This window comes from Limnobaculum allomyrinae (assembly GCF_016649425.1).
Lineage (GTDB): Bacteria > Pseudomonadota > Gammaproteobacteria > Enterobacterales > Enterobacteriaceae > Limnobaculum > Limnobaculum allomyrinae.
Genome location: NZ_JADRCR010000009.1, coordinates 194812 through 217318 on the forward strand (window position 1 = coordinate 194812; position 22507 = coordinate 217318).

24 protein-coding genes and 1 riboswitch are annotated in these 22507 nt (G+C 46.0%); of the genes, 5 read left to right on the plus strand and 19 right to left on the minus strand.

Annotation, left to right across the window (positions count from 1 at the left end; genetic code table 11):
• Positions 1 to 28: 28 nt before the first annotated feature.
• The gene (locus I2494_RS16370) at positions 29 to 391 is read left to right on the plus strand and encodes a hypothetical protein (protein ID WP_218467914.1); all 363 of its coding nucleotides are present in this window, start codon (positions 29 to 31) and stop codon (positions 389 to 391) included.
• A 155-nt stretch (positions 392 to 546) separates the two neighbouring features.
• Here the strand turns inward: I2494_RS16370 and I2494_RS16375 are convergent, their stop codons facing one another.
• Both I2494_RS16375 and I2494_RS16380 read right to left on the minus strand, forming a co-directional pair.
• A complete protein-coding gene (locus I2494_RS16375; RefSeq protein WP_218467915.1) occupies positions 547 to 954 on the minus strand; it encodes a hypothetical protein in 408 nt (135 codons plus the stop codon).
• A 44-nt stretch (positions 955 to 998) separates the two neighbouring features.
• Complete coding sequence (locus I2494_RS16380; protein ID WP_218467916.1) at positions 999 to 2471, minus strand: PstS family phosphate ABC transporter substrate-binding protein; 1473 nt, start codon at positions 2469 to 2471, stop codon at positions 999 to 1001.
• A 527-nt stretch (positions 2472 to 2998) separates the two neighbouring features.
• Here I2494_RS16380 and I2494_RS16385 point away from each other — a divergent pair.
• Complete coding sequence (locus I2494_RS16385) at positions 2999 to 3886, plus strand: DUF1266 domain-containing protein (RefSeq protein ID WP_218467917.1); 888 nt, start codon at positions 2999 to 3001, stop codon at positions 3884 to 3886.
• A gap of 290 nt (positions 3887 to 4176) precedes the next feature.
• On the opposite strand, the gene torA is transcribed toward I2494_RS16385, so the two are convergent.
• The 5 genes from torA to I2494_RS16410 form a co-directional block, all read right to left on the minus strand.
• Complete coding sequence (gene torA / locus I2494_RS16390; protein WP_407657919.1) at positions 4177 to 6696, minus strand: trimethylamine-N-oxide reductase TorA; 2520 nt, start codon at positions 6694 to 6696, stop codon at positions 4177 to 4179.
• Positions 6697 to 6708: 12 nt separating this feature from the next.
• Positions 6709 to 7824, minus strand: a complete 1116-nt coding sequence (locus I2494_RS16395) for a NapC/NirT family cytochrome c (protein WP_228350994.1) — start codon at positions 7822 to 7824, stop codon at positions 6709 to 6711.
• Between the two features lie 270 nt (positions 7825 to 8094).
• Positions 8095 to 8379 (minus strand): heavy-metal-associated domain-containing protein, encoded by a 285-nt coding sequence (locus tag I2494_RS16400; protein ID WP_130592669.1) that lies wholly within the window; start codon positions 8377 to 8379, stop codon positions 8095 to 8097.
• A complete protein-coding gene (locus I2494_RS16405) occupies positions 8376 to 8738 on the minus strand; it encodes a mercuric transporter MerT family protein (RefSeq protein WP_218467919.1) in 363 nt (120 codons plus the stop codon). Before I2494_RS16405 ends, I2494_RS16400 begins: the two co-directional genes overlap by 4 nt.
• Positions 8710 to 9852, minus strand: a complete 1143-nt coding sequence (locus I2494_RS16410; RefSeq protein ID WP_218467920.1) for a transglutaminase-like domain-containing protein — start codon at positions 9850 to 9852, stop codon at positions 8710 to 8712. Before I2494_RS16410 ends, I2494_RS16405 begins: the two co-directional genes overlap by 29 nt.
• Before the next feature lie 239 nt (positions 9853 to 10091).
• Here I2494_RS16410 and I2494_RS16415 point away from each other — a divergent pair, with 239 nt between their 5' ends.
• Positions 10092 to 10751 (plus strand): DUF4136 domain-containing protein, encoded by a 660-nt coding sequence (locus I2494_RS16415; protein WP_218467921.1) that lies wholly within the window; start codon positions 10092 to 10094, stop codon positions 10749 to 10751.
• A gap of 67 nt (positions 10752 to 10818) precedes the next feature.
• On the opposite strand, the gene I2494_RS16420 is transcribed toward I2494_RS16415, so the two are convergent.
• Genes I2494_RS16420 through I2494_RS16430 form a run of 3 tightly spaced genes read right to left on the minus strand, consistent with a single transcriptional unit; the run spans position 10819 to position 14077 of the window.
• The gene (locus I2494_RS16420) at positions 10819 to 11973 is read right to left on the minus strand and encodes an ABC transporter permease (protein WP_218467944.1); all 1155 of its coding nucleotides are present in this window, start codon (positions 11971 to 11973) and stop codon (positions 10819 to 10821) included.
• A gap of 2 nt (positions 11974 to 11975) precedes the next feature.
• On the minus strand, positions 11976 to 13124 hold the full coding sequence (locus I2494_RS16425; RefSeq protein ID WP_218467922.1) for an ABC transporter permease: 1149 nt from the start codon (positions 13122 to 13124) through the stop codon (positions 11976 to 11978).
• Positions 13106 to 14077, minus strand: coding sequence for an HlyD family secretion protein (locus tag I2494_RS16430; RefSeq protein WP_218467923.1), 972 nt, complete (start codon positions 14075 to 14077; stop codon positions 13106 to 13108). Before I2494_RS16430 ends, I2494_RS16425 begins: the two co-directional genes overlap by 19 nt.
• 549 nt (positions 14078 to 14626) lie before the next feature.
• Here I2494_RS16430 and I2494_RS16435 point away from each other — a divergent pair.
• Both I2494_RS16435 and I2494_RS16440 read left to right on the plus strand, forming a co-directional pair.
• Positions 14627 to 15520, plus strand: a complete 894-nt coding sequence (locus tag I2494_RS16435; RefSeq protein WP_218467924.1) for a LysR family transcriptional regulator — start codon at positions 14627 to 14629, stop codon at positions 15518 to 15520.
• A 39-nt stretch (positions 15521 to 15559) separates the two neighbouring features.
• A complete protein-coding gene (locus I2494_RS16440; protein ID WP_218467925.1) occupies positions 15560 to 16414 on the plus strand; it encodes a DMT family transporter in 855 nt (284 codons plus the stop codon).
• 56 nt (positions 16415 to 16470) lie between these two features.
• On the opposite strand, the gene I2494_RS16445 is transcribed toward I2494_RS16440, so the two are convergent.
• The 9 genes from I2494_RS16445 to I2494_RS16485 all read right to left on the minus strand — a co-directional run.
• The gene (locus I2494_RS16445; protein WP_218467926.1) at positions 16471 to 17328 is read right to left on the minus strand and encodes a pirin family protein; all 858 of its coding nucleotides are present in this window, start codon (positions 17326 to 17328) and stop codon (positions 16471 to 16473) included.
• 14 nt (positions 17329 to 17342) lie between these two features.
• Positions 17343 to 18332, minus strand: coding sequence for a glutathione S-transferase family protein (locus I2494_RS16450; RefSeq protein WP_218467927.1), 990 nt, complete (start codon positions 18330 to 18332; stop codon positions 17343 to 17345).
• Positions 18333 to 18473: 141 nt separating this feature from the next.
• On the minus strand, positions 18474 to 18869 hold the full coding sequence (locus I2494_RS16455) for a DoxX family protein (protein WP_218467928.1): 396 nt from the start codon (positions 18867 to 18869) through the stop codon (positions 18474 to 18476).
• A 298-nt stretch (positions 18870 to 19167) separates the two neighbouring features.
• Positions 19168 to 19452: a YqjK-like family protein gene (locus I2494_RS16460; protein ID WP_218467929.1), complete on the minus strand. Its 285-nt coding sequence runs from the start codon at positions 19450 to 19452 to the stop codon at positions 19168 to 19170.
• Positions 19449 to 19844 (minus strand): phage holin family protein, encoded by a 396-nt coding sequence (locus I2494_RS16465; protein ID WP_228350995.1) that lies wholly within the window; start codon positions 19842 to 19844, stop codon positions 19449 to 19451. Before I2494_RS16465 ends, I2494_RS16460 begins: the two co-directional genes overlap by 4 nt.
• Positions 19845 to 19846: 2 nt before the next feature.
• The gene (locus I2494_RS16470) at positions 19847 to 20158 is read right to left on the minus strand and encodes a DUF883 family protein (protein ID WP_130592659.1); all 312 of its coding nucleotides are present in this window, start codon (positions 20156 to 20158) and stop codon (positions 19847 to 19849) included.
• 211 nt (positions 20159 to 20369) lie between these two features.
• On the minus strand, positions 20370 to 21044 hold the full coding sequence (locus I2494_RS16475) for a DedA family protein (protein ID WP_218467931.1): 675 nt from the start codon (positions 21042 to 21044) through the stop codon (positions 20370 to 20372).
• A 421-nt stretch (positions 21045 to 21465) separates the two neighbouring features.
• The gene (crcB, locus tag I2494_RS16480; RefSeq protein ID WP_218467932.1) at positions 21466 to 21852 is read right to left on the minus strand and encodes a fluoride efflux transporter CrcB; all 387 of its coding nucleotides are present in this window, start codon (positions 21850 to 21852) and stop codon (positions 21466 to 21468) included.
• 129 nt (positions 21853 to 21981) lie between these two features.
• Positions 21982 to 22064: riboswitch (Fluoride riboswitch) on the minus strand.
• Between the two features lie 163 nt (positions 22065 to 22227).
• On the minus strand, positions 22228 to 22507 hold a 280-nt coding region (locus tag I2494_RS16485), incomplete at its 5' end, for a transketolase-like TK C-terminal-containing protein (RefSeq protein ID WP_322091291.1).

Sequence of the window (22507 nt, forward strand, 5' to 3'; positions counted from 1 at the left end):
TTATATGAATGGATATCAAGGAATCATAATGAAAAAATTATCTCTTTTAGCATTGATCGTGCTGGCTATAGCAGGATGTGCATCGAAATACTCAATTCTGACAAAATATCATATGCGATGTGATACCGTGAATCCGAGTGCTGATGCTTTTGTCGGGTATGTTGATTGCATGAATTCACTGGTTGATGCGGATGATAAAGTAAGCCAGGGTAGTGGAACCATTAATATTATGGCTACAGCTAACAAGTATAAAGTGCAGGTTTTAGAGAAAAAAATGACCAGTAAAGAAGCCAAGCAGGCTTTCCAAAATCAATATAAAAGATTCACCTTTGCTTCCAATGTTCAACCTGCGCCTGATGCCGTGGCTCCAGTCGCTGAACCAGCTAAATAATTATGCGAGATTTGATGCCTGACCTGTAATGGATATGGCGATGTGAAGACACATTGCGATTACGTTGGGTTTATCAGCATTATTTTAGTTTGTTATATCATTGAACATGCACCCCATCAGTTGGAATCAACGATGGGGTGTTTTTATATCAGGCGTTACCAAAATCGATACCAGGGTTTTTGGGCGGGTTTCTTGAGTGGCAAAACCCGATGTATTTCGTTGCTTTGAGCATCAGCAACAATGATATTGAGAGCAAGCGCCGTTTCAATGATAAAAGGGACAACCTCCTCAACCCATGAGAATGAAATGGCCAGCATTCCCATTTCATGATTGAAATTATTGATCATCGGCCCGTCAGCCCATGGGCAGTCATCAACTTCATCATCACTGCAATCACATAAACAGGGGTAGCGCGCAGTTAATATTTTATGCAGTTCCAGAAGGACTGGGGCTTTTTCTCTTTTATCATCATAATACTCTTCTCTGAGCTGAAAGATTTTCTCCCAGGCCTGTTTGTCTGCATCGGGTAGTGGAACGCAGATTAATTCGACGGTATAACTCAATTTAAATAACCTCCATTGTTTTGATTCGATAGCACCACTCTGAATCAGTGAGTTGCTCCGATTGGTACATATCCTACATCTTCTGTTAACTTTTGCCCTTGTGGGCTGAGAAACCAGTCCATCAGTTTTTGAGTATTTGCCGTGGGTTGACGGGCTGTCACCATATAAACATTAACACTAAACGGATAACTGCCATTGCGAATATTTTCCGCCGTTGGAGCAATATTGTTAACCGATAATAGTTGTAACTGGTCATTATGATTCATCTGGCTGGCGTAATAACGAAATGAATAACCGAGGGCATTACTGGTGTTCTGGTAATTAGCTACCCGACGAATAATACCGCCCATTCCTTCCGCTATCTCTGATTCCAGCGGTTTACGCATGGCAGTATCTTGCATTACTTTAGCCAGCATGGTGGTTTGACTACCGGAACCTTCAGGGCGCTGGTAGGGAATGATATTGATATTTTGACCACCGACTGCCTGCCAGTTAGTTATCTGACCAGAATAGATATCGCGTATTTGCTCAACGGATAAATTCTTCACGGGGTTATCTTTATGAGCGATAAATACGAAAGCTTCCCGCGCAAAAGGGATCATAGTTAGCGTCAGGCCATTATCGGCTGCCAGTTTCTTTTGCTGATCTGACGGTTGGGCTACAAAAATTAAGTCAGTCTCACCGGCAATCAGGGCGTGGTAAGCTTCCGGAGTTCGGCGGCTGTGGATATAAGGGCTAACAGAGTTCTCATCCAGCCCTTTATACAACGCCTGAACGGCTGAGGCATATACCGGATAGGCGGCAGTGGCGCCATCAATTCGCGGCCAGTCTTTGTCGATGGATATTGTGGCTGGTGAAGAGAGAGACGTTAGCCGGTTATCTTCGGTTTTAAAAGGCGCGTAATCCCACAGGCTAATGGTTTCGTTAACGGTCAGTTCGCGATTTTCTGTGACTAAATGGGTTTCACGCTGATAGCCCTGAAAGGCGATAATAATCAGCAAAATTCCACTTAAAATCAGAGCGGGTAATCGACCCCGGCAGTTGGTAACGACACTCTCCGATCTTTTTGCACCAACGGTAAGGCCCAAAGCAAAGCTGATATAGCAAACCACAGGCGTCAAAAGTAGTATCCATAAGCTTCCGGTGAAAAAAGCAATAATGTTTGTTGCCATAAAAGGGATAAACAGACCCATCAGATCGCCAAACGATGAATGGGTAAAGTCACCTTTGCTGATAGCCATGACAATAGCCCAGGCTAATAAACTGTATATTAATGGAGCCAGAACGGGCAGATAGCGAGGTAGAAAGCAGGTTGGTAAGTTTTTTTTCCGTGCCCACCAATATCCTACAGGAAAGATAACCAGTGAAGCGAGAGCGATAGCAGCCAGAAAATTCGGAATCAGCATACCGATTGCGATACTCGCCACCTGAATCAGAATGGGGAGTCCAATCAAGGTAAGCAATAAGGTTTCTATGATATAGCGTTTATTACTGATATTTTTTTCCTGACTATTCATGGAAGATGTCCGTGTGGTGGTTTTTGAGATATTACCATTTAACGATATTTATACATCGTATTATGTTGAAGCTATGTTGTTCATCAGCCAAGCCGGTGCATAGCCAGCTGTATAATGCTAATTTAGTGAACTGAAGAGAAACAGGTAAAGATGTTATTTTGTGAGTTTGCCGATCTCAGTAAATGGGTGTTTCTATCCGGAATTATAGAAAGTTAATTATTAGGTTTAAATATTTTTTTTGATGAGTAAAAGTAATCCCCAGCCTCTTCCACTTATTTCTCTATATTTAACATTTTGTTTATCTGACTTTTTCACATGAATTATCATCAGTATCAACCGGGGGTTGTACGTATTTTATACTACTAAATATTTCGCTTTTGGGATAACAGAGTATTGAGATGCTAGTGTAAAATTTATCTCTTATTAGATTCACGAGTGATTTTATTAAATCTACTTAGTTAGCATAATTATTGGGATTGAATTTTAAATACAATCTTATTATTAGCATATTTAATGGAGTAAATATTATGTTGAAAAGAATACGGATTATTATTGTATTTATCATTTTTCTCATTGCTCATTATCAATACAATTTTGTTGATAATGACTGGGCTTTCTATATTGTCGCTGGCGTTTTATTAATTGGTTCTTTATGGGAAATATCTAAATTCTTTCTGGCGCAGAAGCTTAAACGTACCGAACCTGAATTTGACCTTAGTAAGATGAAAAATGATACGGTAAATTTTCAACTTATTACGGAAGGCGAAATTTTTGCAGCACTGGCTGAATCATTTTATATGATCACTGAAACCACCGGGGCAACAGGCGAATGCTATATTAACTCATTGGAAACACTGGATCTTGATAATAAGGATGCAGTAAAAAACTTGAAATATAGCATAGCGGCATCGTGGGACATTGAGAACGCTAAAAGCGCGGTAAGCCAAATAAAGGCGTTGATTCATTCAGCAGAGGAACAGCCATATTTAACACTTTCGGATATAAAAGAGCCTGCAGAAATTGCGGCTTATAGCGACTATTTATCCCGTTATAATCTGAATGTATCCCTGAAGGGGAGTGAATCTATTTCGATATATAACCTTATACGGGCATCCTGGTTAGCAAGATCCTCATTTTCTTGTGGTTATATTGATGAAAGTCAGGCACGAGAATACCTTATAAAAATAAGTGGCCTTATTCGTCAACAGACTAACTCGTGGGAAGAGCTGGCCAAGTCTTATTTAGTTATGTATCTGGATTGGAATGGCGGTTTGAGCGGTACTATTGGTCATATAATGAAAGACTATATGGCGAAAGAGCGTATTCTTGGTGCCAAACTTCTGCTTGAAAGTATAAATAGCCCAATAAATGGTTATTCATTTCAACCACAAAAAATGAATCAATATAATAATTAATTTGATCCTTTTCAGACCGATCGCCGGATTTTTGCGTAAATCTGGCGATATTATTACTGAGATTTTGTCAGCGACTGTTGTCATATTTTTGTCCGGATTGGACTATGCGGTGTAAGCTAACGAAGCGCCCCAGGGGAATCCAGGCCCGGAGCGCTCCTTAGTTAAGTACAGATGGTTTTCCGGCCGGAATATGCACTGTTGCTGATTGATTAAGTTTGTTCGCAGTCTCACACCGGGCAAAGCCCGGTGTTTCCATAGATAAACTCAGTAAATTAGCATCCGACTATCGACTATGCCCCCATCGGCACATCATGAGCAGTATTTTTAAGTACCGGCCCGGTATATTTCTCAATTTCCAGTTGTGCCATTTGACCACAGTTACCTTGCGCCAGACTGGATGAACCAATATCAAAAGTCAGGCAGTTGACGTTACCGTTTTTACACAAGGATTTATCTTCGCCAGGCTCCGCCGGATCGAACCAGGCACCTTCACTGATCCGTACGACGCCACTGCGAATATCTTCGCTGACGATAGCCCCCACCAGAATTTGCCCACGATCGTTAAATGCCCGAACCAGATCGCCATTTTTGATGCCGCGTTTCTCGGCGTCTTGCGGGTTAATCATGATAGCTTCCCGATCGGCTACAGCATGCTTTTCACGCAGTGGGGTGTTGTCTAATTGGGAGTGCAGTCGGTTGGTGGCGTGAGCGGTATTCAGCGATAACGGGTACTTTTCCGCAATCTCTGCTTTATACCACTCGTGTGGAGGCATCCAGCTTGGATGGCCTTTGCAGTCCGAATAATTCATTTTGGCGATGGTATCAGAGAAGATTTCTATTTTACCCGATGGCGTACCCAGCGGGTTTAATAATGGATTTTCCCTGAAATCGGCAAAACGTACCCATTGGGTATTAGCTTCCGGCACCGGGAAACGCACATAGTTGTTGGATGCCCAGAACATATCAAACGGCGGCAGAGCCACCCGGGCGTTTCGGGCTTGCAGCTTCATGTCGTCATACATGCCTTTTAGCCATTGGGTCTCGTCTTTACCTTCGGTAAAGGCATCATGTACCCCCAGACGATCGGCTAAACCGGCAAAAATATCAAAGTCATTGCGCGACTCGAACTGTGGTGGAACGCATTGGTGCATCGGAAACACATACAGTTGGGAGTAGTCACCGCCCATCTCCAGGTCGTTACGCTCGTAGCTGGTGGTGACCGGCAAGACGATATCAGCATGTTTCGCTGTAGCGGTCCAGTAAGGTTCATTAACCACGACCGTTTCTGCGTGACTGTATGCCTTACGCAGGTTATTGGTATCCTGATGCTGGTGGAATGGGTTACCGCCGGAAACATAAATCATTTTTACTTCCGGATAGGTCACTTTATTACCGTTAAAATCAACGGTTTTTCCCGGGCTGGTTAAGCACTCGGCAATACGCGCTACCGGAATTGGCGTCGGTGAGTTTTTCGGTGCATTACCCGCTGAGATACCTGCGACGATACCGCCTTTAGCGGTTGGGCTACCACCGGAAGAGTAATGGTAGCTAAAGCCAAAACCGCCGCCCGGTAAGCCAATTTGCCCCAGCATAGAGGCCACGGTTACCAGCATCCAGTGAGGTTGCTCGCCGTGATGCTGACGCTGAATGCCCCATCCCCCCATAATCATGGTACGGTTTTTGGCCATATCGCGTGCTAACTGACGTAAAGCATCCGCCTTAATACCACAAATGGCTTCAGCCCACTCGGCGGTTTTTTCTTCACCGTCGGTTTTTCCCATTAAATACTGCTCAAACTTATCGAAACCAACGGTGTAGGTTTTGATAAAGTCCGGATTGTGCAGCTTTTCTGTCAGCAACGTATGGGCAATACCCAGTAACATGGCGCTATCGGTATAAGGGCGAGGCGCAATCCACTCGGCGTTAACAAATTTCGCGCTGTCGTTATGTACCGGATCGATACTGATAATGCGGGTGCCTTTCTTTTTCAACGCTTCGAATCCGGTCTGACCGTAGTGATCCGGCACGTTCCAGCTGTTCTTCAACGTGACCATTGGGTTACAGCCCCACATAATCACTAACTGACTGTTTTCGATGACGTTCGGCCATGCAGTTTGCTGTTCATACACTTCCATAGAACCCACTACATGAGTCATGATCACCTGCGCTGCACCCGTTGAGTAGTCACCGGCATAACCAAGGAAGCCACCACTCAGGTTCATCAGACGCTGTAGTAACGTTCGGGAATTGTGGAGCATGCCGACGCTTTTCCAACCGTAAGAACCGGCATAAATTGACTGCGGGCCAAACTCTTTTTGCAGGCGGGAAATTTGTCCACTGACTAAATCCAGCGCCTTGTCCCAGCTAACCCGTACCCATTCATCATTGCCCCGCAGTTCAGGATGGCTACCCGGGCCATGTTCCAGCCAGCTTTTACGCACCATGGGATATTTGATACGGTTTTTAGCATGAACCTGATAAGGCGCCATAGTAATCAATTCATTAGGATAGGGATCGTCACTCACTGGCTGGACACCCACCATCTTGCCGTTTTCTACAATCGCTTCAAATGCGCCCCAGTGAGCCGCAGTGAGAATGCCTTTTTGTGCCTGACGCAGAGCCACAAATTGCGGTAGAGCCTGGCTGATAGCCTCTGCCAATGCTGATTTCGGCCACAGGCCGCTCAGTAGTGGTACCGCCGCCATAGCACTGGTACCCAGTAAAAAGCGGCGGCGGCTTAGTTTCAGCGGTTGTTGCTCAAATACGGTCAGCTCATCAATGCGGTGATCTTCAGAATCATATTTTTTCATTGCTTTTATTCCTTAAGATTTAGCCGGTTGAGCGCTTTGCATATCGCTGGCGTGTTTCTGAACGTATTGGGTTAACAGGCGTAGCTGCTCCTCAGTCAGAGAAGTTCTCGGCGCCATGCCTTTAACCACCCCAATCCACTGGTTGGCGTTGAAGCGGTCGAGAGCAGTTAAGCCGTGACAGCCAGTACAGTTGGTGGACATCATGGTTGAGGCGTATTGCCAGATTTTTTCCTGATCGTCGATCAGCTGGTTTTTAGCTACCCACACCTGAATGGCCGCCTGATGCCATACCAAACCGGTTTCCGGATCGGTTACGGTGTTTTGTGTCTTCAGGCTGGTGCGGGCTTCATCTCCCAGTAATACGCTAAGAATACGTTTGCCCTCTGCCGCATACAGTACTTCATTCACTCCGTCTTGCTGCCAGCCGGTGACGTTAACCAGTACGCGATCCCCATCGCGTTTGACTACCGTTACTTCGGTGGAAGGCATCAGGTTACCGGCATTGTGCTGTTCACCCGGTTGTAAGTAGAAAGGCTGAGTACCGATGGTATAGAGCTTAGTGGCGCTTTCCGGTGTTTTAGCGGCAGCGTCAGACAGTTCGGAAGCGCCGGCAGCAGCAAGAGAACTCATATCCGGCAGGATATGGGCAACCCCTTTATGACAGCTGATACAGGTTTGTCCCTCTTTAATGGCGACCGGATGTTGTATCCGGGCTTCCGGCGTTTGAGCAACAATATCCATGGCGTCAAAGCTATGGCAGGAACGGCAGGTGGCAGAGTTATTGGCTTCAAACTCTTTCCAGACCTTTTGGGCCATCTCCAGTTTATGAGCGTTGTATTTTTCTGGTGTATCGATCTTTCCGGTCATTTCACCGTAAACATCTTTTAAGGCTGCGACTTTGGTCAGAAGGTAATCGACCGGTTGATGAGGAACGTGGCAATCAGAACATTCAGCCCGAATACCTTTGGTATTCTGAAAGTGTACGCTGCCCTGATATTCTGCCAGTGGCTGCTGCATGGTATGACAGGATACACAAAATGCGGTATCGCTGGTTTTATGCATCACATATGCAGAGCCGCCCAATAAAACCGCACCAAGAATAATGCCTATGATTAATATCCATAGCACACTCCAGAGGAATTATCCGGGTCTCACCACCTCAGAAATTACGGAAAGGAAACGTAATATCTCTCCGATAAGCTAAAGTGTAGACCATAATTTTCGAAGGGAATTGGCATGACAGCCCCATTGTGTGGGGATGGAGAGAAAACAGACAATTTTGATATCAAATGGATAAAAAACCGTCGGATAACCAAAGAAAAACAGAGCGTATCGGTAAAAAATAACTAAAAAAAAACCGCCATTCTGAAGAGAATGACGGTTGATAATGGAAGAAGATCAGGACTGCTTAACGACCTTATTGATGCTGCCTTTGTAACCGGTTTTATCAACGGACTTCAGCAGTTCATCGGTATTAAATCCTTCCGGCACTATGACTTCAGCCTGCTGGGTTTTCAGCGAAGCTTTAGCCTTAATCACACCGTCAGTCTTACGCAGCGCCTGATTAACCGAGGAGACACAAAGCGGGCAAGTCATGCCTTTCACATCAATGGTGACCTGAACATTTTCTGCCCAAATCAAAGGGGAAAACAGAAACAGAGCCAGAAACATTAAGCGTTTCATTCCAATACCTCCAGTAACCACGGCAAAACAAAAGGATAAAGCTGAAAAGCCAGTACGATGGGAACAGCAATCCAGTACATACAAAGCATCTGAAAGCGGCTAATGGAGCCACTGCAAAATGGCTTGCGGGAAAAATAGAGCCGCCAGAAGCCCATGACGATCAGCACGGTGGAAACCGCAATCATCGGGAACTGCAACCAGCCCAATTTTTCAATACCCGACAGTCCGGCAGCGGAAACGCCAAATACCAGATAAATTAATGGTCCGATACAACACAGGCTTGAGGCCACGGCAGCAGCGATAGCCGCTGCCAGCGTGGCCAGAAAACCGTTAGTGTTGCTCTTTTGACTGGTAGTCATAAGCAAAGACTTTTGGCTCATAATAGTTTAACGGATCGCCATCGACTTCCGCATACGGATAACCGAAGTTGTTAATCGGTGCCTGTTCTGCTTCCGGAGACAAATCGAAGTCGCGGCCATAATTAAAGCCGACCCAGTTCATTTCCCAGTTACCAAACAGGTAGTCGTTGACCGCCTGAACCGCAGCATCGCTATGCTCTTTCTTCTCTGTCAGGCGCATTTTGGTGACGTCTGCCGGATCTGCCGGTAACCAGCCATAGCCCGCCAGATAGAACATCGCACGGCAGTGTTGGCCGCCGCTGATTTTAGCAATGCCACTTTCATCTGCGCTGCCAAAGGCGGTTTTGGAATATTTATCCAGCTTGATGGATTTACCTAAACGAATACCAAACATTTCGCGGGCGGGGATGCCGGCGGCGCGAGCCAGAGCAACGAATACTGAGTTAATATCGGTACATTTACCGCCCAGTTTGCCGCTTTCCAGGATGGTTGCCACATCACCGGTACCGCAACCAATTACGCTGTTATCACGGAACATATTGGCGCTAACCCACAGATAAATCAGATGGGCTTTTTTCAGCGGATCGGTTTCAGAACCAACGATTTTATCGGAAGTTTGCTTAACAATGCCGGTAGTTGGCATATGTTTGGTGGATTTCAGGTAGTGTTCAACATCCACCGGGTAACGAATATCTTTTGGTGCACGATAGGTTTTCAGATCGCCATTTTTCATCGGCTCCCAGTCGAGGGTTTCAATATCCATCTCGACGGTCATCTCCATTTTGCTTTTGGCATCAGGCCAGGTAGCAAACAGGGTTTTAGCACCGTAGCTGTTGTCTGCGGTGATCCACGCGTCTTTGTAGTTGCCTTTGAAGGTTATCTTACGCAATTGTTGAAAGTGCGTATCTTCCGGAACCGGGATCCAGACTTTTACTACGCCCTCAGACCCTTCTGGTGCAATCACGTTATAGGTTTGGGTCATAGTAAAACGGCGACGACCGTCACTGGCACACTGCTCTGCTGACGGAGTGGTGGTGGTAGAGGCCATAACCGGAGTAATTAACCCCGCGGTAGATAAGATAGCTGCACTTTTAAGAAAATTGCGTCTTTCCATTATTCGATAACCTTACGTGTATTTGATGTAGTGCCTGAAAGAGATAATGTCGTCAGACTTGATGCGGTGTTGCATTATGAATTGTAGCAAATCAGTCTACAAGGTTTGTTCTGTAGCAAATTATGAGAAGTTCTGGCTAATATTTCATCATCTATTTATAAAGACAACGATTCATTTCCCCATTTTGTTGTCATAATAAACAAAGACGTTTTAGTCATCTATCAGTCGGGAGCCTGTCTATGAACTGGAAAATGGTTTTTACCCTGTTATTGGTCGGCGTACTTTCTGGCTGTGCCCATACGGAATACGTTCAGGTCAGTGCGATTAAAGCGAAAGATGCGACAACCCAGTATAAAAAGTTTGCCATTGTCTCCGACCGCTATCAGCCGGTTAATGATGACCTGAACTTTGCAGAATATGCCCGTCAGGTTGCCATCGTGCTGAATCAACAAGGCTATATACAGGTGAAAAATCAGCAGGATGCTGAAGTGTTGATTTCTCTGAGCTATCGGGTTAGTGAGCCGCAGGTTCATACCGAGATTGTGAATACCCCTGTTTACCCGCGAGTCGGGCCGTTCTACGGTTCTCGTTTCGGTTATTATCCTTATCCAATGCTGGGGTATCCGGCTTACGAACCCATGGTTTATCAGTCTATTGTGTACAGAAAGCTGATCCGTTTACAGTCCATTGATGCTGGCATCTATCGTAAAGATAAAACGGTAAAACCGCTGTGGGATGTGTTGATTGTCAGCAATAATGATAATGGCGATTTACGCTACATGTTCCCGTATATGCTGGTGGCAGCCGAACCCTATATTGGTCAGGATTCCCAACACAGCATAACCGTGCCGGTGGATGAACAGGATCCGGCAGTGCTTAATTTGAAAGCCATTAAGTAAGTTAAGGGTTATGACAAGTGACCGCAAAAGTAGAATAGTCAGCTTTTGCGGTCGCTTCAGGCAGAGATTATGATTTTTTGTGCGAACGATGCCGCATGTGAGTAATGAAACGTCTCAGATGGCCATCTCTCAGCGCCCCTACCAGCCAGCCAAGCGTGGCATAGCTGGCACCCAGCACCAATAGCATCACGACATCACCCCCCACTTCCGTAATGGAAAGTCCCATCTGGTTTACACTGGCAATGGCATTGGTTGCCCAGGTTGATGGCAGTAGATGGGTAATAAACCACACCCATTTGGGCATCAACTGCAATGGCCAGATAGTGCCGGAAATATAGAATACAGGTGTAGTCACCATGGCTAACGTCAGGTAAATCAGCTCAACGCTACGTAAGCACTCGGTGATCAGTTTGGCAAAGCCTAACGTTGCCAGAATAAACGGGAAGGTAAGCAACAGGATCTCGGGTATGGTGGCAGTCTGTCGATAACCCAGCAGCATTGGCCAACCGACAAAGAGAATCACGGATAAAAATAGCCAGATAGGGATCAGTGCCGACAGGCAGCCTAAATAGACCGGCAGCGGTGGTTTTCCCTGCGGAAGGGTATGCAACACAATGCTGGTACGTGTACCGGCAATAAGCAGCGTATGCTGTAACAGCATCACCATCAGACCTGGGAAGGTGATGGCCGCAAAACTGATACCCGGATTAAATAAATCGATACTTTGAGCATTGATCGGCGAAAGAATGCGCTGGATCTGAACCGGAGTAAACCCATTGTTCATCAGGATCTCGCTGTTATAAGAGAGAGTCATGGAACGATAGGCGCTGATAACATCCTGCTCTATCTGGCCGTTAGCCAGCCGGTTGGTGGCATCGCCATAGGCAGGAATAGTGACGTTTTCTCCATGCAGGATACGTTTTTCCATATTGTGGGGCAGCACCACGACAGCAAACAGTTTACGGGCGGCTAAATCCCGCTGTGCTTCGTCAATGGTGGTGTAGCTTTGCACCGCAATTTTCGAGCTGGCATCCAGGCTGCGGGTGACCATACGGCTGGCTGAACTGTGGTCGAGATCGACTACGGCGACCGGTAGATCCCAAACTGAATGGTTAACATAGACCAGGCTCATAATACACAATGAAAAGAGCAGCAGCATCCACATCGGTTTTTCCAGCATACGGTTCATGATCATCATAAAGCCGCGGAAATAGGCTTTTATCATTATCGAATGTCCCCACCCTGAAGGCGCTTAGGTAAGCGTTTTCTTACCAGAAACGCGGTAATTAGTGGATAAACCAGCAAGAGTACACAGACATACAGCAGTGATGATGTTGGCACCCCACGCAAGAACACATCAAACAAGGCGTACAGGGCATGGGTTAGTGGTTCAATGTTGGCGATGATCTGAGCAATCAGCGGCATGGAGAGTTCCGGCACCGCAGTACCTGAATAGGTCATAGCAATACCCACCAACAAACCGATCAGTGTGTAGGCGGTAATAATATCTTTGGTGAAGGTAAACAGTAGCAGGCCAATACTTTGAGCCGCCATAATATAGAAGAAACCAATAGCCAGCATAAAGAGTGGATTACCATTGATCCTTCCTCCGGAGTAGGTGACCAGAGCGGCAATTTCTACCATCAGTAATATCGTATAGATAATGGTATATGGCGCCAGCTTACCTATCAGTGCCAGACTGAAAGGACGGGCATTGAGCAGTACTTTTCGCCGGCTCAAAACATAAATAGTACAGGTGACTACAAACAGCTGAAGAATATGGATAGTTGCTGCAAATAGTTGATAGTAAATAAAATTACCGCTGGCGTTAAACAGGCTTTCATAAGAAAGACTGACCTGAGCTAAAGGCGGTAATGGACGGCCAATCGCCGCCGCAATAATTTGCGAATAGGTTTGATTCAACTCTGCCGTCAGGCCGGGAAAGTCCTGAGTAGAGTAAAGGCCAGCACCGTAATACAGGCCATTATAATAAAGTGCCGGAGTTGGCTGGCGAGCCGCCAATACGTCCGCTTCAAAATTATGGGGAATGTACAACAGCGCGTATATCTTAGCCGAACGCAGTGCCACCAGCGCCTGTTGCAGGTCATTATACTGGGTTATCTGGGCATGAGATCCGGCATCCAGATCGCGAATAATGCGTCTGGACAGCGTGCTGTGGTCGTTATCAACCGCAGCAACCGGTAGCTCCAGCATGGTTCCGGCAGAGAAGTTAGCGCTGATAACCGTAAACAGCAGCAGGGGAAATATCCACGTTAACCAGTGGAGCACAACGCTGCGGGAGCCAGCCTTGGCTTCTACGTTAAATGAGCGGTTAAAGCAGCGCCAGCCGGCTTTTAATCTTCCCATTTCCATAATGCGCTCATCCCCGGACGCAGCCCTTCAATCGGTTTAACCGGATAGAGCCGCACTTCGAAAGTTCTTAAATCAAAATCGCCGGTCGCGCGGGTAGCCCGTTTGGTTGCGAAATCGCCCATTGGTGAAATAAAGCGTACTTCAGCTTCAATTTGCTGATTTTTTAATGCCGGCACTTGCAGCATGATTTTGTCGCCTTTACGCACATTAGCCAGAATGTCTTCACGCAGGTTATAGACAAAATAGGCATCCGGCAGGCGAATAATGGTTAACAAAGGACTGGCTGCGTTCAGCAACTCCCCTTGTTCTGCGGGAATAGTTCCGATTTCGCCATCTACCGGAGCTTTAACCTGTAAGTCATCTTGCTGAACTTTTATTTGAGCCAGATTTTCTTCAGCCTGATGGAGGGCTGCAACAAAAGCATCTTTCTGCTCACTGCGATCGCCATGTTGCGCTTCATCCAGCTGTGCCCGAGCGGCATTGACTTGATGAAATGCGGTATCCCGGGCTTTGAGTGAGGCATCCAACATAGTGGCAGAAACATAGCCTTTAGGTGCCATGCTCTGATTACGGCGATAGTCTTTTTCTGCATTCTGGTAGACTGCTTCAGCTTGTGCCAGCGAGGCTTTCAAATTACGAATACTCTCTTCCCGGGTACCGTGCATTGACTCTTCCAGACGGGCTTTAGCCTGATCTCTGGCGGCTTCCAGCGATTTAACCTGGGCATCCAGCTCCGGGCTGTCCAACTTCATTAACAGTTGACCGGCTTTAACGTCGTCGCCGCGTTCAAAATAGCGTTCGACCACACGACCTTTGGCTTTAGAGGTGACTAATACCTCCGGAGCATCTACTTCCCCCTGAAGTAGAATATATTGGTTATGTGCGCGGAATAATATTACCAACGCAATAACAACAATGATAAACATCAGGGTAATAATCGATTGTTTCTTCATATCAAATATATCGTTGTAATCATCGTTTAATTAATAAAACAGATTAACGCCGGGCATCACAAAAAATAGTCTGAAGAATCAGGCTAATAAAAATGTCATCGGGTCATTGTGCTGCAAAGTGATGCATGAGGCATCGGTTTGATTCTGGCGCCTGTTCTCGGATGGAGTTGGCATTGATATCGTCTCTGCGCGGACTGTAAATTCTACCTTAATATGGCCTTCAGACATAATAATCCCTTAGCATAAAGTGCTAAACAGTCCGCTTAAATTGCCAGATACAACAGCCTTATTGCCGGAAATATTGAAAATGTTAATTATGGCAATCCGTGTTATTCGTTTTCCGATATTTAATGGCCAGCCACAAAAAGGATAAAGGTAATAATTTTGACAGGCGTTAGTGCCGGATAATTTATTCCGTTTATATTGATGTGAGGTATGGCATAAAAAACAGGCAGTAACATTGAATGATACTGGACGATTATCGATTCGCGGGTTAGTCTGACACACAATATTGTTATCAACAATCCGGCCAATCATTCAGCGATTATTATGAATAAAGACAGGGCACTAACACTCGAAGCACTAAGAGTCATGGATGCAATTGAACGCCGTCGTAGCTTTGCTGCTGCCGCAGAAGAGCTTGGCCGGGTTCCTTCAGCATTAAGTTATACCATGCAAAAGCTGGAGGAGGAGCTGGATGTGGTGCTGTTTGACCGCTCCGGTCACCGCACTAAATTTACGCCTGTCGGTCGTTTATTGCTGGAACGGGGGCGTATCCTGCTGGAGGCAGCAGATAAACTGACTTCCGATGCAGAGGCGCTTTCCCGCGGTTGGGAAACCAATATAACGATTGTCACTGAAGTGCTGGTTCCTGCCTGGAGCCTGTTCCCGCTGGTTAACCGTCTGGCTGAAAAGTCGGATACCCAAATCGCTATTACTACTGAGGTATTGGCTGGTGCCTGGGAGCGTCTGGAACAGGGGAAAGCCGATATAGTGATCGGGCCATCCGATTATCTGAGGCAATCTTCCGAAATTAACTCGGTTCGTTTGTATAACATCACCAGTTTATATGTAGCTGCGCCGGACCATCCTATCCATCAGGAACAAAACCCGCTGGATGAGAGTACTCGCCTGAAATATCGTGGTATCGCTATCGCTGATACCGCTAAAGAACGCCCAATTTTGACGGTAAAAGTGCTGGAAAAACAGCATCGCTTAACTGTTAGTTCGCTGGAAGATAAACATAAAGCACTGTTGGCAGGATTAGGCATCGCCACCATGCCTGTGGATATGATTCAGGATGACCTGAAAAATGGCAAACTGAAGGTCATTGGTGACGATCCGGGTAGTGAGGTGGAAATCATTATGGCATGGCGTCGGGATCAAATAGGTAAAGCAAAAGCCTGGTTACTGCGTGAAATACCTAAACTGTTTTCAGCCTGATTTTAGTCATCATCAATTTCTTTTCTCTTCGGTGGCATCATGACCCGTGGTAGTGCTTTGTGGCAAATGCATGCCGCTGCCGTTCTGTTTGGTATTTCCGGCATTTTTGGTAAGTTAATTATCAGTGGTGTTGCGGTGCTGGTCTTTGGTCGGGCAGTTTTTGCGGTTCTTTCCCTCTCATTATTGTTGGTGAAATCTCGCCGCCTGCCCTGGCAGGGAATGACTACTCAGCGCATTTTTAACCTGTTGGCGATGGGCTTATTGCTGGTGGCTCACTGGGTGACCTTCTTTATTGGTATCAAAGTAGGCGGTGTTGCCGTGGCGACACTGGGTTTTGCCTGCTTCCCGGCGTTTGTGGCAATGCTGGAAAGCGTGCTGTATCGGGAACAGTTAACCAAAACAGAATATACCCTGATTGGCCTGGTATCTTTAGGATTGATATTAGTTACGCCCGGCTTTGATTTTGCCAATAACGCCACTGAAGGGCTTATTTGGGGAATATTGTCCGGATTCACCTATGCGTTACTCACCATTGGTAACCGTAGCGTGGCGGCTAAAATGTCAGGGGTGCAGGTAAACTGGTGGGAAAATCTGTCAGTGATGCTGTGCTTACTGCCTTTTGCCTTTGCAGACATTCCGCAGGTACCCTGGCTGGATTGGGTATGGATAGCTTGTCTTGGTTTATTGTGTACCGGTCTTTCTTATAGCTTCTTTATTAATGCGTTGAAGGTGATTAACGCCCGAACCGCTGCCATGATTATTGCTCTGGAGCCGGTGTATGCCATTTTGGTGGCCTGGGTTTTGTTTCATGAACAGCCGGGGCTTCGAATGGTGGCTGGCGGTGCCCTGATTATTTTTGCCGTGGCCTGGTCTACCCGACAAAAGTCGGGCTAGTTAACAGGGTGAAAGCATCCGTCTGACTTTCACCCCAAAGCCCTTATACAATCTGACTAAGCGGTAAATTTTCCGCTGTTATAGTCATTTATCGCCTGTTTAATTTCATCGATGCTATTCATTACAAAAGGGCCATACTGCACTACTGGTTCATTCAGTGGTTTACCGGCTAACAGCATGGCTCGTCCACCCAGAATATCGGCTTTTAAGTGCAGCATATCGCCATCGGTCAGAATAGCCGTCTGGTCAAATTGCAGCGCTTCATTGCCTACCTGAATCTCACCCTCAAACAGATAGAGTAGGGCGTTAAGTCCGGCAGGAACCGGAATATGTACTTCACCATTAGGTTCCAGACGAATATCAGCAATCAGCGGTTGAGTGGCATGAGCCTGTACCGGACTGGTGTAAGTATCACCGTCCAGCGTCAGGGAACCGGCGATTAAAATGATTTGTCCCTCTTCTAACAGAGAAATATCAGGCAGTTGTTCAGCATCAAAGTTTTGATAGCTGGGATCTTTCATTTTGTCGGCTGCTGGCAGGTTAAGCCAAATCTGGAAGCCCCGCATTTCACCATCTACTTGCTGCGGCATTTCAGAATGAATGATCCCCCGGCCAGCGGTCATCCACTGGATTCCGCCGGTTTTCAGTTCTCCACGATGACCTACATGGTCTTCGTGTAACATATTGCCTTCCAGCATATAGGTAATGGTTTCAAATCCACGGTGTGGATGGTCAGGAAAACCGGCAATATAGTCTTGCGGATCGTCAGAAAAGAACACATCCATCATCAGATAGGGATCCATTCTCTGGCTGTCACTTTGACCTAAGGCGCGTTTGAGGCTCACCCCGGCACCATCCTGAGTTGCCATCGCCGGAAATATCTGGCGAATAGCTCGATATTGTTGATTGCTCATCATTTTCTCCTTACTTATTCACCAAAATGCCGATCGCGATGGTGTGGAGCGTTGAGATCTTGTTTTGGCCCGATAGAGATAATTCCGGTCGGGTTAATGGTTTTATGGCTACGATAATAGTGGTTACGTATATGTGGAAAGTTAACCGTCTCATGAATGCCAGGAAGCTGATAAATATCCCGCAAAAAGCCATATAAGTTCGGATAATCGCTGATCCGCTGGTAATCACACTTAAAATGGGTGACATACACTGGATCGAAGCGAACTAAAGTAGTCCACAGCCGCAGGTCGGCTTCGGTTAACTGGCTGCCCGTCAGATAGCGTTGTGAACTGTGAATCTCTTCCAGCTTGTCCAGTGCATTAAAAACATTTGCCACTTCTTCACTGTAAGCATCCTGTTGGGTGGCAAAACCGGCTTTATAAACACCATTGTTAACATTTGGATAGATCCAATCGTTTAACCGATCGATCTCTTTGCGCAGTGGCGCCGGGTAATAATCTGCCGGCGTTGCTCCCTGATTATCAAATGCGCTGTTAAACATACGAATAATCTCAGAGGATTCATTGCTGACAATGGTATTCTTTTGCGTATCCCACAGTACAGGTACTGTTACCCGACCGGTATAGTCAGGGATTGCTTTCAAATAGAGCTGATACAGGTAATCCAGACCAAAAAGCGTATCGCCGGTAGCCGCTTCAAAATCAGTGGCAAAAGTCCAGCCATGCTCCAGCATCAAAGGATGTACTACAGAAACTGAAATCATTTGCTCCAGCCCTTTTAGCTTACGCATCAATAAAGTGCGGTGGGCCCAAGGGCAGGCTAGGGATACATACAAATGATAGCGACCTGCTTCAGCCTTAAAGCCGCCTTCTCCGGTTGGACCTGGTTGACCATCGGCAGTGACCCAGTGGCGAAACTGAGGCGCGGTTCGTTTAAAATGACCATTACTTGATTTAGTGTCGTACCAAACATCCTGCCAGATTCCATTAACTAACTGTCCCATTTTTACCTCCGCAGATAAGTTGGTTATAACAGGTATAGCTCAATTTTGAGCTAAAGGCTTTTCCTATATATTTAACTATATGAAAAGATAGAAAAATAAAAAGCTGCGCCTTGAGAGCGCAGCTTTTCAATTATCGATGGATTACCATTTTTTGTTTAACAGTCTATCGATACTGAACGCGCCAGGGCCGCTCACCGCCAGTAAGATATAACCACCAGCAATGGTCAGATTTTTCATAAACATTAACTGGTTTACGCCTTCAGCAAAGTTGCTGTGGAAAATAAAGGCGGTTAACAGCGTGAACAGCGCGGTGAAAATTGCTGTGGTACGGGTCAGTAAACCGAATAACACCGCCAGACCACCACCCAGTTCAAGTAAAATTGTCAGCGGCAACAGGAAGCCAGGGACACCCATGGCTTGCATATATTGTTGTGTTCCGGCGTAAGCATCACCTAACTTACCGTAACCAGCCACAATAAACAGAATTGGCATTAAAATACGGGCGATTAGTAATGCGACATTATTTAAATTATTCATTTCTACTCTAACTCCTGAACACAGTTTGATAATGGTTTGTTTGTCCGTGATAGTGACGTACAAACATTGTTTCGTTTCGATGTGCTTATCCTAGTTCAGGTGATGAAAACTTGTTAGCGAGAAGAATTGCATAATTAATTCAAAAAATCTGAATAACTGAATATGCCTAATGGTTATGATATATAACGAAATTATATATATCATAAAATGTGGTTGTTAATTCTTTAAGCAAAGGCTCAGAATTATTGTTGAATTAATCAGCAGTATGAAACAGAGGGGAAATCCGAATAGAAAAAGGTTATTTCGAGTTTAGACTATTTTTGACGAAATTCACGGTACTCCAGACACCGAGAGCACGGCGGCCCCAAAGTATTAGCTTACGAGGATGGCGTAAACCATATACGGCAGCAATACCCAAGCCGGTGGCAGTAATGATGGGATACTGAGTCAGTGCCAGCCAGCCCCGGTCAAAGGATTGGGTTTGTTCCAGCCAGTCTTGACGAGTTTGTGCTAAATCGGAACGCTGCCGGGCAATATTTTGCAGCAGCAGGCTCTTTTTTAGTTCCCGTTGCTGCTTATTCACTTTTCATCCTCAAGCAGGATGCGATCCAGCTTCAGTTGATGGCGAGTTTCTTTCAGGAAAGTGGAGCGTTTAACCCGCACCATAGCCCAGATACCCGTGATAACCGCCAACAGAAACAGAATTCCGGTAATCAGGGATAAGGCGAGTACCCGATTAACAGGGTCGATAGCCAGACAAACCAGAATAAACAGCCCCATCAGGCAGAAGCCAGTAAAAACCAACGTCAGGCCAACCAGCATCAATAATTGAAATAGATTGGCCTTCTCTTCTTCCAGCTCTACGGCAATCAGTTCCAGACGGGTTTGCACCATTCGATGCAGTAAAGTAAAGATTCGCTGGATAGTGGCCAGGGCACCCTTGCCGGGGCCCTGAGCGGAGGTGCTATTTGACATAATTAGCGACGAGTTAACAGTACGCCAAGCACCAGACCAACCGCAGCACCGATACCTACACCAGCCCATGGTTTTTCATGCACATAGGTGTCAGCTTTATCAGCAATCTCTTTGGTTTGGTCAACAATTTTGCCTTTGGTTTCGGTCAGGCGAGTACGAGTATCTTTTAACAGACCTTCGGCTTTGGCGCGCATTTTGTCCAGTTCGGCCTTAGGTTTATCGCCAGAGGAGTGTAGGATCTCTTCCAACGTATTTGCCAGTGTTTCGAGCTCTTCACGAAGTTGTTCTGAAGTACTTTCTTTTTGCTGTGCCATTGGATCTACTCCTTAATATATGAGCGAAATGCAATATTAACCATAGACCATTATTCAATGTTATTAAAGGAGAAATTGTGCTGTTTTGTCAGGAAATGCAAAGGAATCTGGCAAAGGGAAAGATAAATTTCTACCAACGAATCAACAAAATAAAAGCCGAAATGGCGGGCATTTCGGCTTTTATTTAACGGTATTTGGTAAAATTTTGGTGTTAAAGGCTCTTATTGGCGTTATGAGCACGCTTTTTGCGCCAGATAACGATGATCGAACCAATCAAGCCAGCAACCAGCAAAATGATTGGCAATAACACCAAGCCTTTCATCAGTTCATTTTCATAACGGTCGAAAATTTTGGTACTACCCAGAGCATAGCCCAGGCTGGTCAGAATAGCCACCCACAGGAAACCGCTCATCCAGCTGAAGAACTGAAAACGCTTGCTGTCCAGGCCAGAAACCCCTGCCAGAGTAGGTAACAGAGTACGAACAAAAGCCAGAAAACGACCGATAAACAGTGCCGCCAGACCGTGACGATGGAACAGATTGTGGGCACGCTGATGATAATGAGGAGGAATATGGGAAAGCCAGTTTTGTACCAATGCGGTATTGCCCAGCCATCGGCCTTGCAGGAAACCAATCCAACTGCCGATGCTGGCACCGGCGGTAAGGATTACAATGGCCAGCGGATAATTGATGGCTCCTTTAGCGACTAAAACACCCACCAGCAGCAACAGGCTATCACCGGGCAAAAATGCCGCGGGAAGAACCCCATTCTCCAACAACAGAATAGTAAAAAGTATGCCGTACAGTGTCCAGGTAAGGGACGGGTTAGTCAGCATTGCTATATCGTGGTGCCAGAGCGCTTGCCAGAGCGTGTGTATTACATCCATTTCGTATTCCTAAACATCGGTGTAACCGGAATATATCCCCGGGGATTCAATGGTTTTGCTAGAGATCTCTGCTGCTAAAGTAAGGCTGGTATCTGGCGTGTGCCCTGAACATCTACAGACTTCTTTTGACGCTAAGTAATCTACAGCTAAATTGGTGAAACCTTTGGAAGGTTAAGGCTTCTGATATCAGTTTAGTCAACATGTGTTGGACTATGTGTTGCCGTCGCTGATTAATATCTGTTATCCATAAACAGGGAGCAAACAATGTTGTCACTCTAACAAAGTTCACTATGTCGAAACAGTAAAAAATCAGGATTTCCGCTGTTTCTGAGAATTCTTTTAACATCTTTACAGAAAAGCAGGGCGGAGATTATCACGCCCTGAAAGAATGATTATTGACGAAGACCAAAAACCAGCGAATTCACTGCACTTTTATCAATAATTGATAACCGATAGCGACGGCAAACAGGCATAACAGCACATTAGCGATAATATTTAGTGCGGCTTTTAACCACTCTCCTTGAGTAAATAACATTAACGTATCAAACGAAAAGGTTGAAAAGGTAGTTAACGCCCCTAAGAATCCAACGCCAATCAGTGGACGCCAGTGGGGAGAGATTAATGTGCCATGGGTCAGAGCCGACATTAAAGCCCCCATGATGAAAGAGCCACCTACGTTTACGGCAAGGGTTGCGTAGGGGAAACTGGTGCCAAACCACAGAGTAAACCAGTTAGTAATTTGAAAGCGACTGACTGCTCCAACGGCTCCACCGAATGCAACAACAAATAGCGTTATGCTATAGCTCATTTTCCTCTCCTGCTATGCACGTCAATGGCTGCACAGGTTAAGTTTAATTAATTGGATTTAAATGGCTCTCGGCGGTACTGAGTGGGTAACAAAAACACCTGACGCACACAGACCTCCATGACGGAGTCATTTTTGTCAGGTGTCATCAGCCTTTAATATCAGGCGGTTTATAACCGAAAGGTTAAAGGTGGAACGCCATCACCGGTTATTAGTATAGCGAGAAATGAAATGACATGTGAGTACTGATTGTCTTCCGGCCGGGCACGTTAATGATATGGGGATTTGGTTTTGACGGACGGAATATCCGCTGAGGTATAAATAGATGAGGTTACTGTTTTAAGCCCCGGAAATTTCCGGGGCTTGCATTATACAAACTTACTTCAACAACTCACGGGCATTCGCCACTACGTTATCAACCGTAAAGCCAAACTCAACAAACAGTTGTTCTGCCGGTGCAGATTCGCCGAAGCTGCGCATGCCTACAATGCGACCGTTCAGACCGGTGTATTTGAACCAGAAGTCCGCAATACCCGCTTCCACCGCCACACGTGCCGTTACGCCTGATGGCAGCACCGATTCACGGTAAGCCGCATCCTGACGGTCAAACACTTCGGTACAAGGCATCGATACCACGCGAACTTTACGGCCTTCCGCC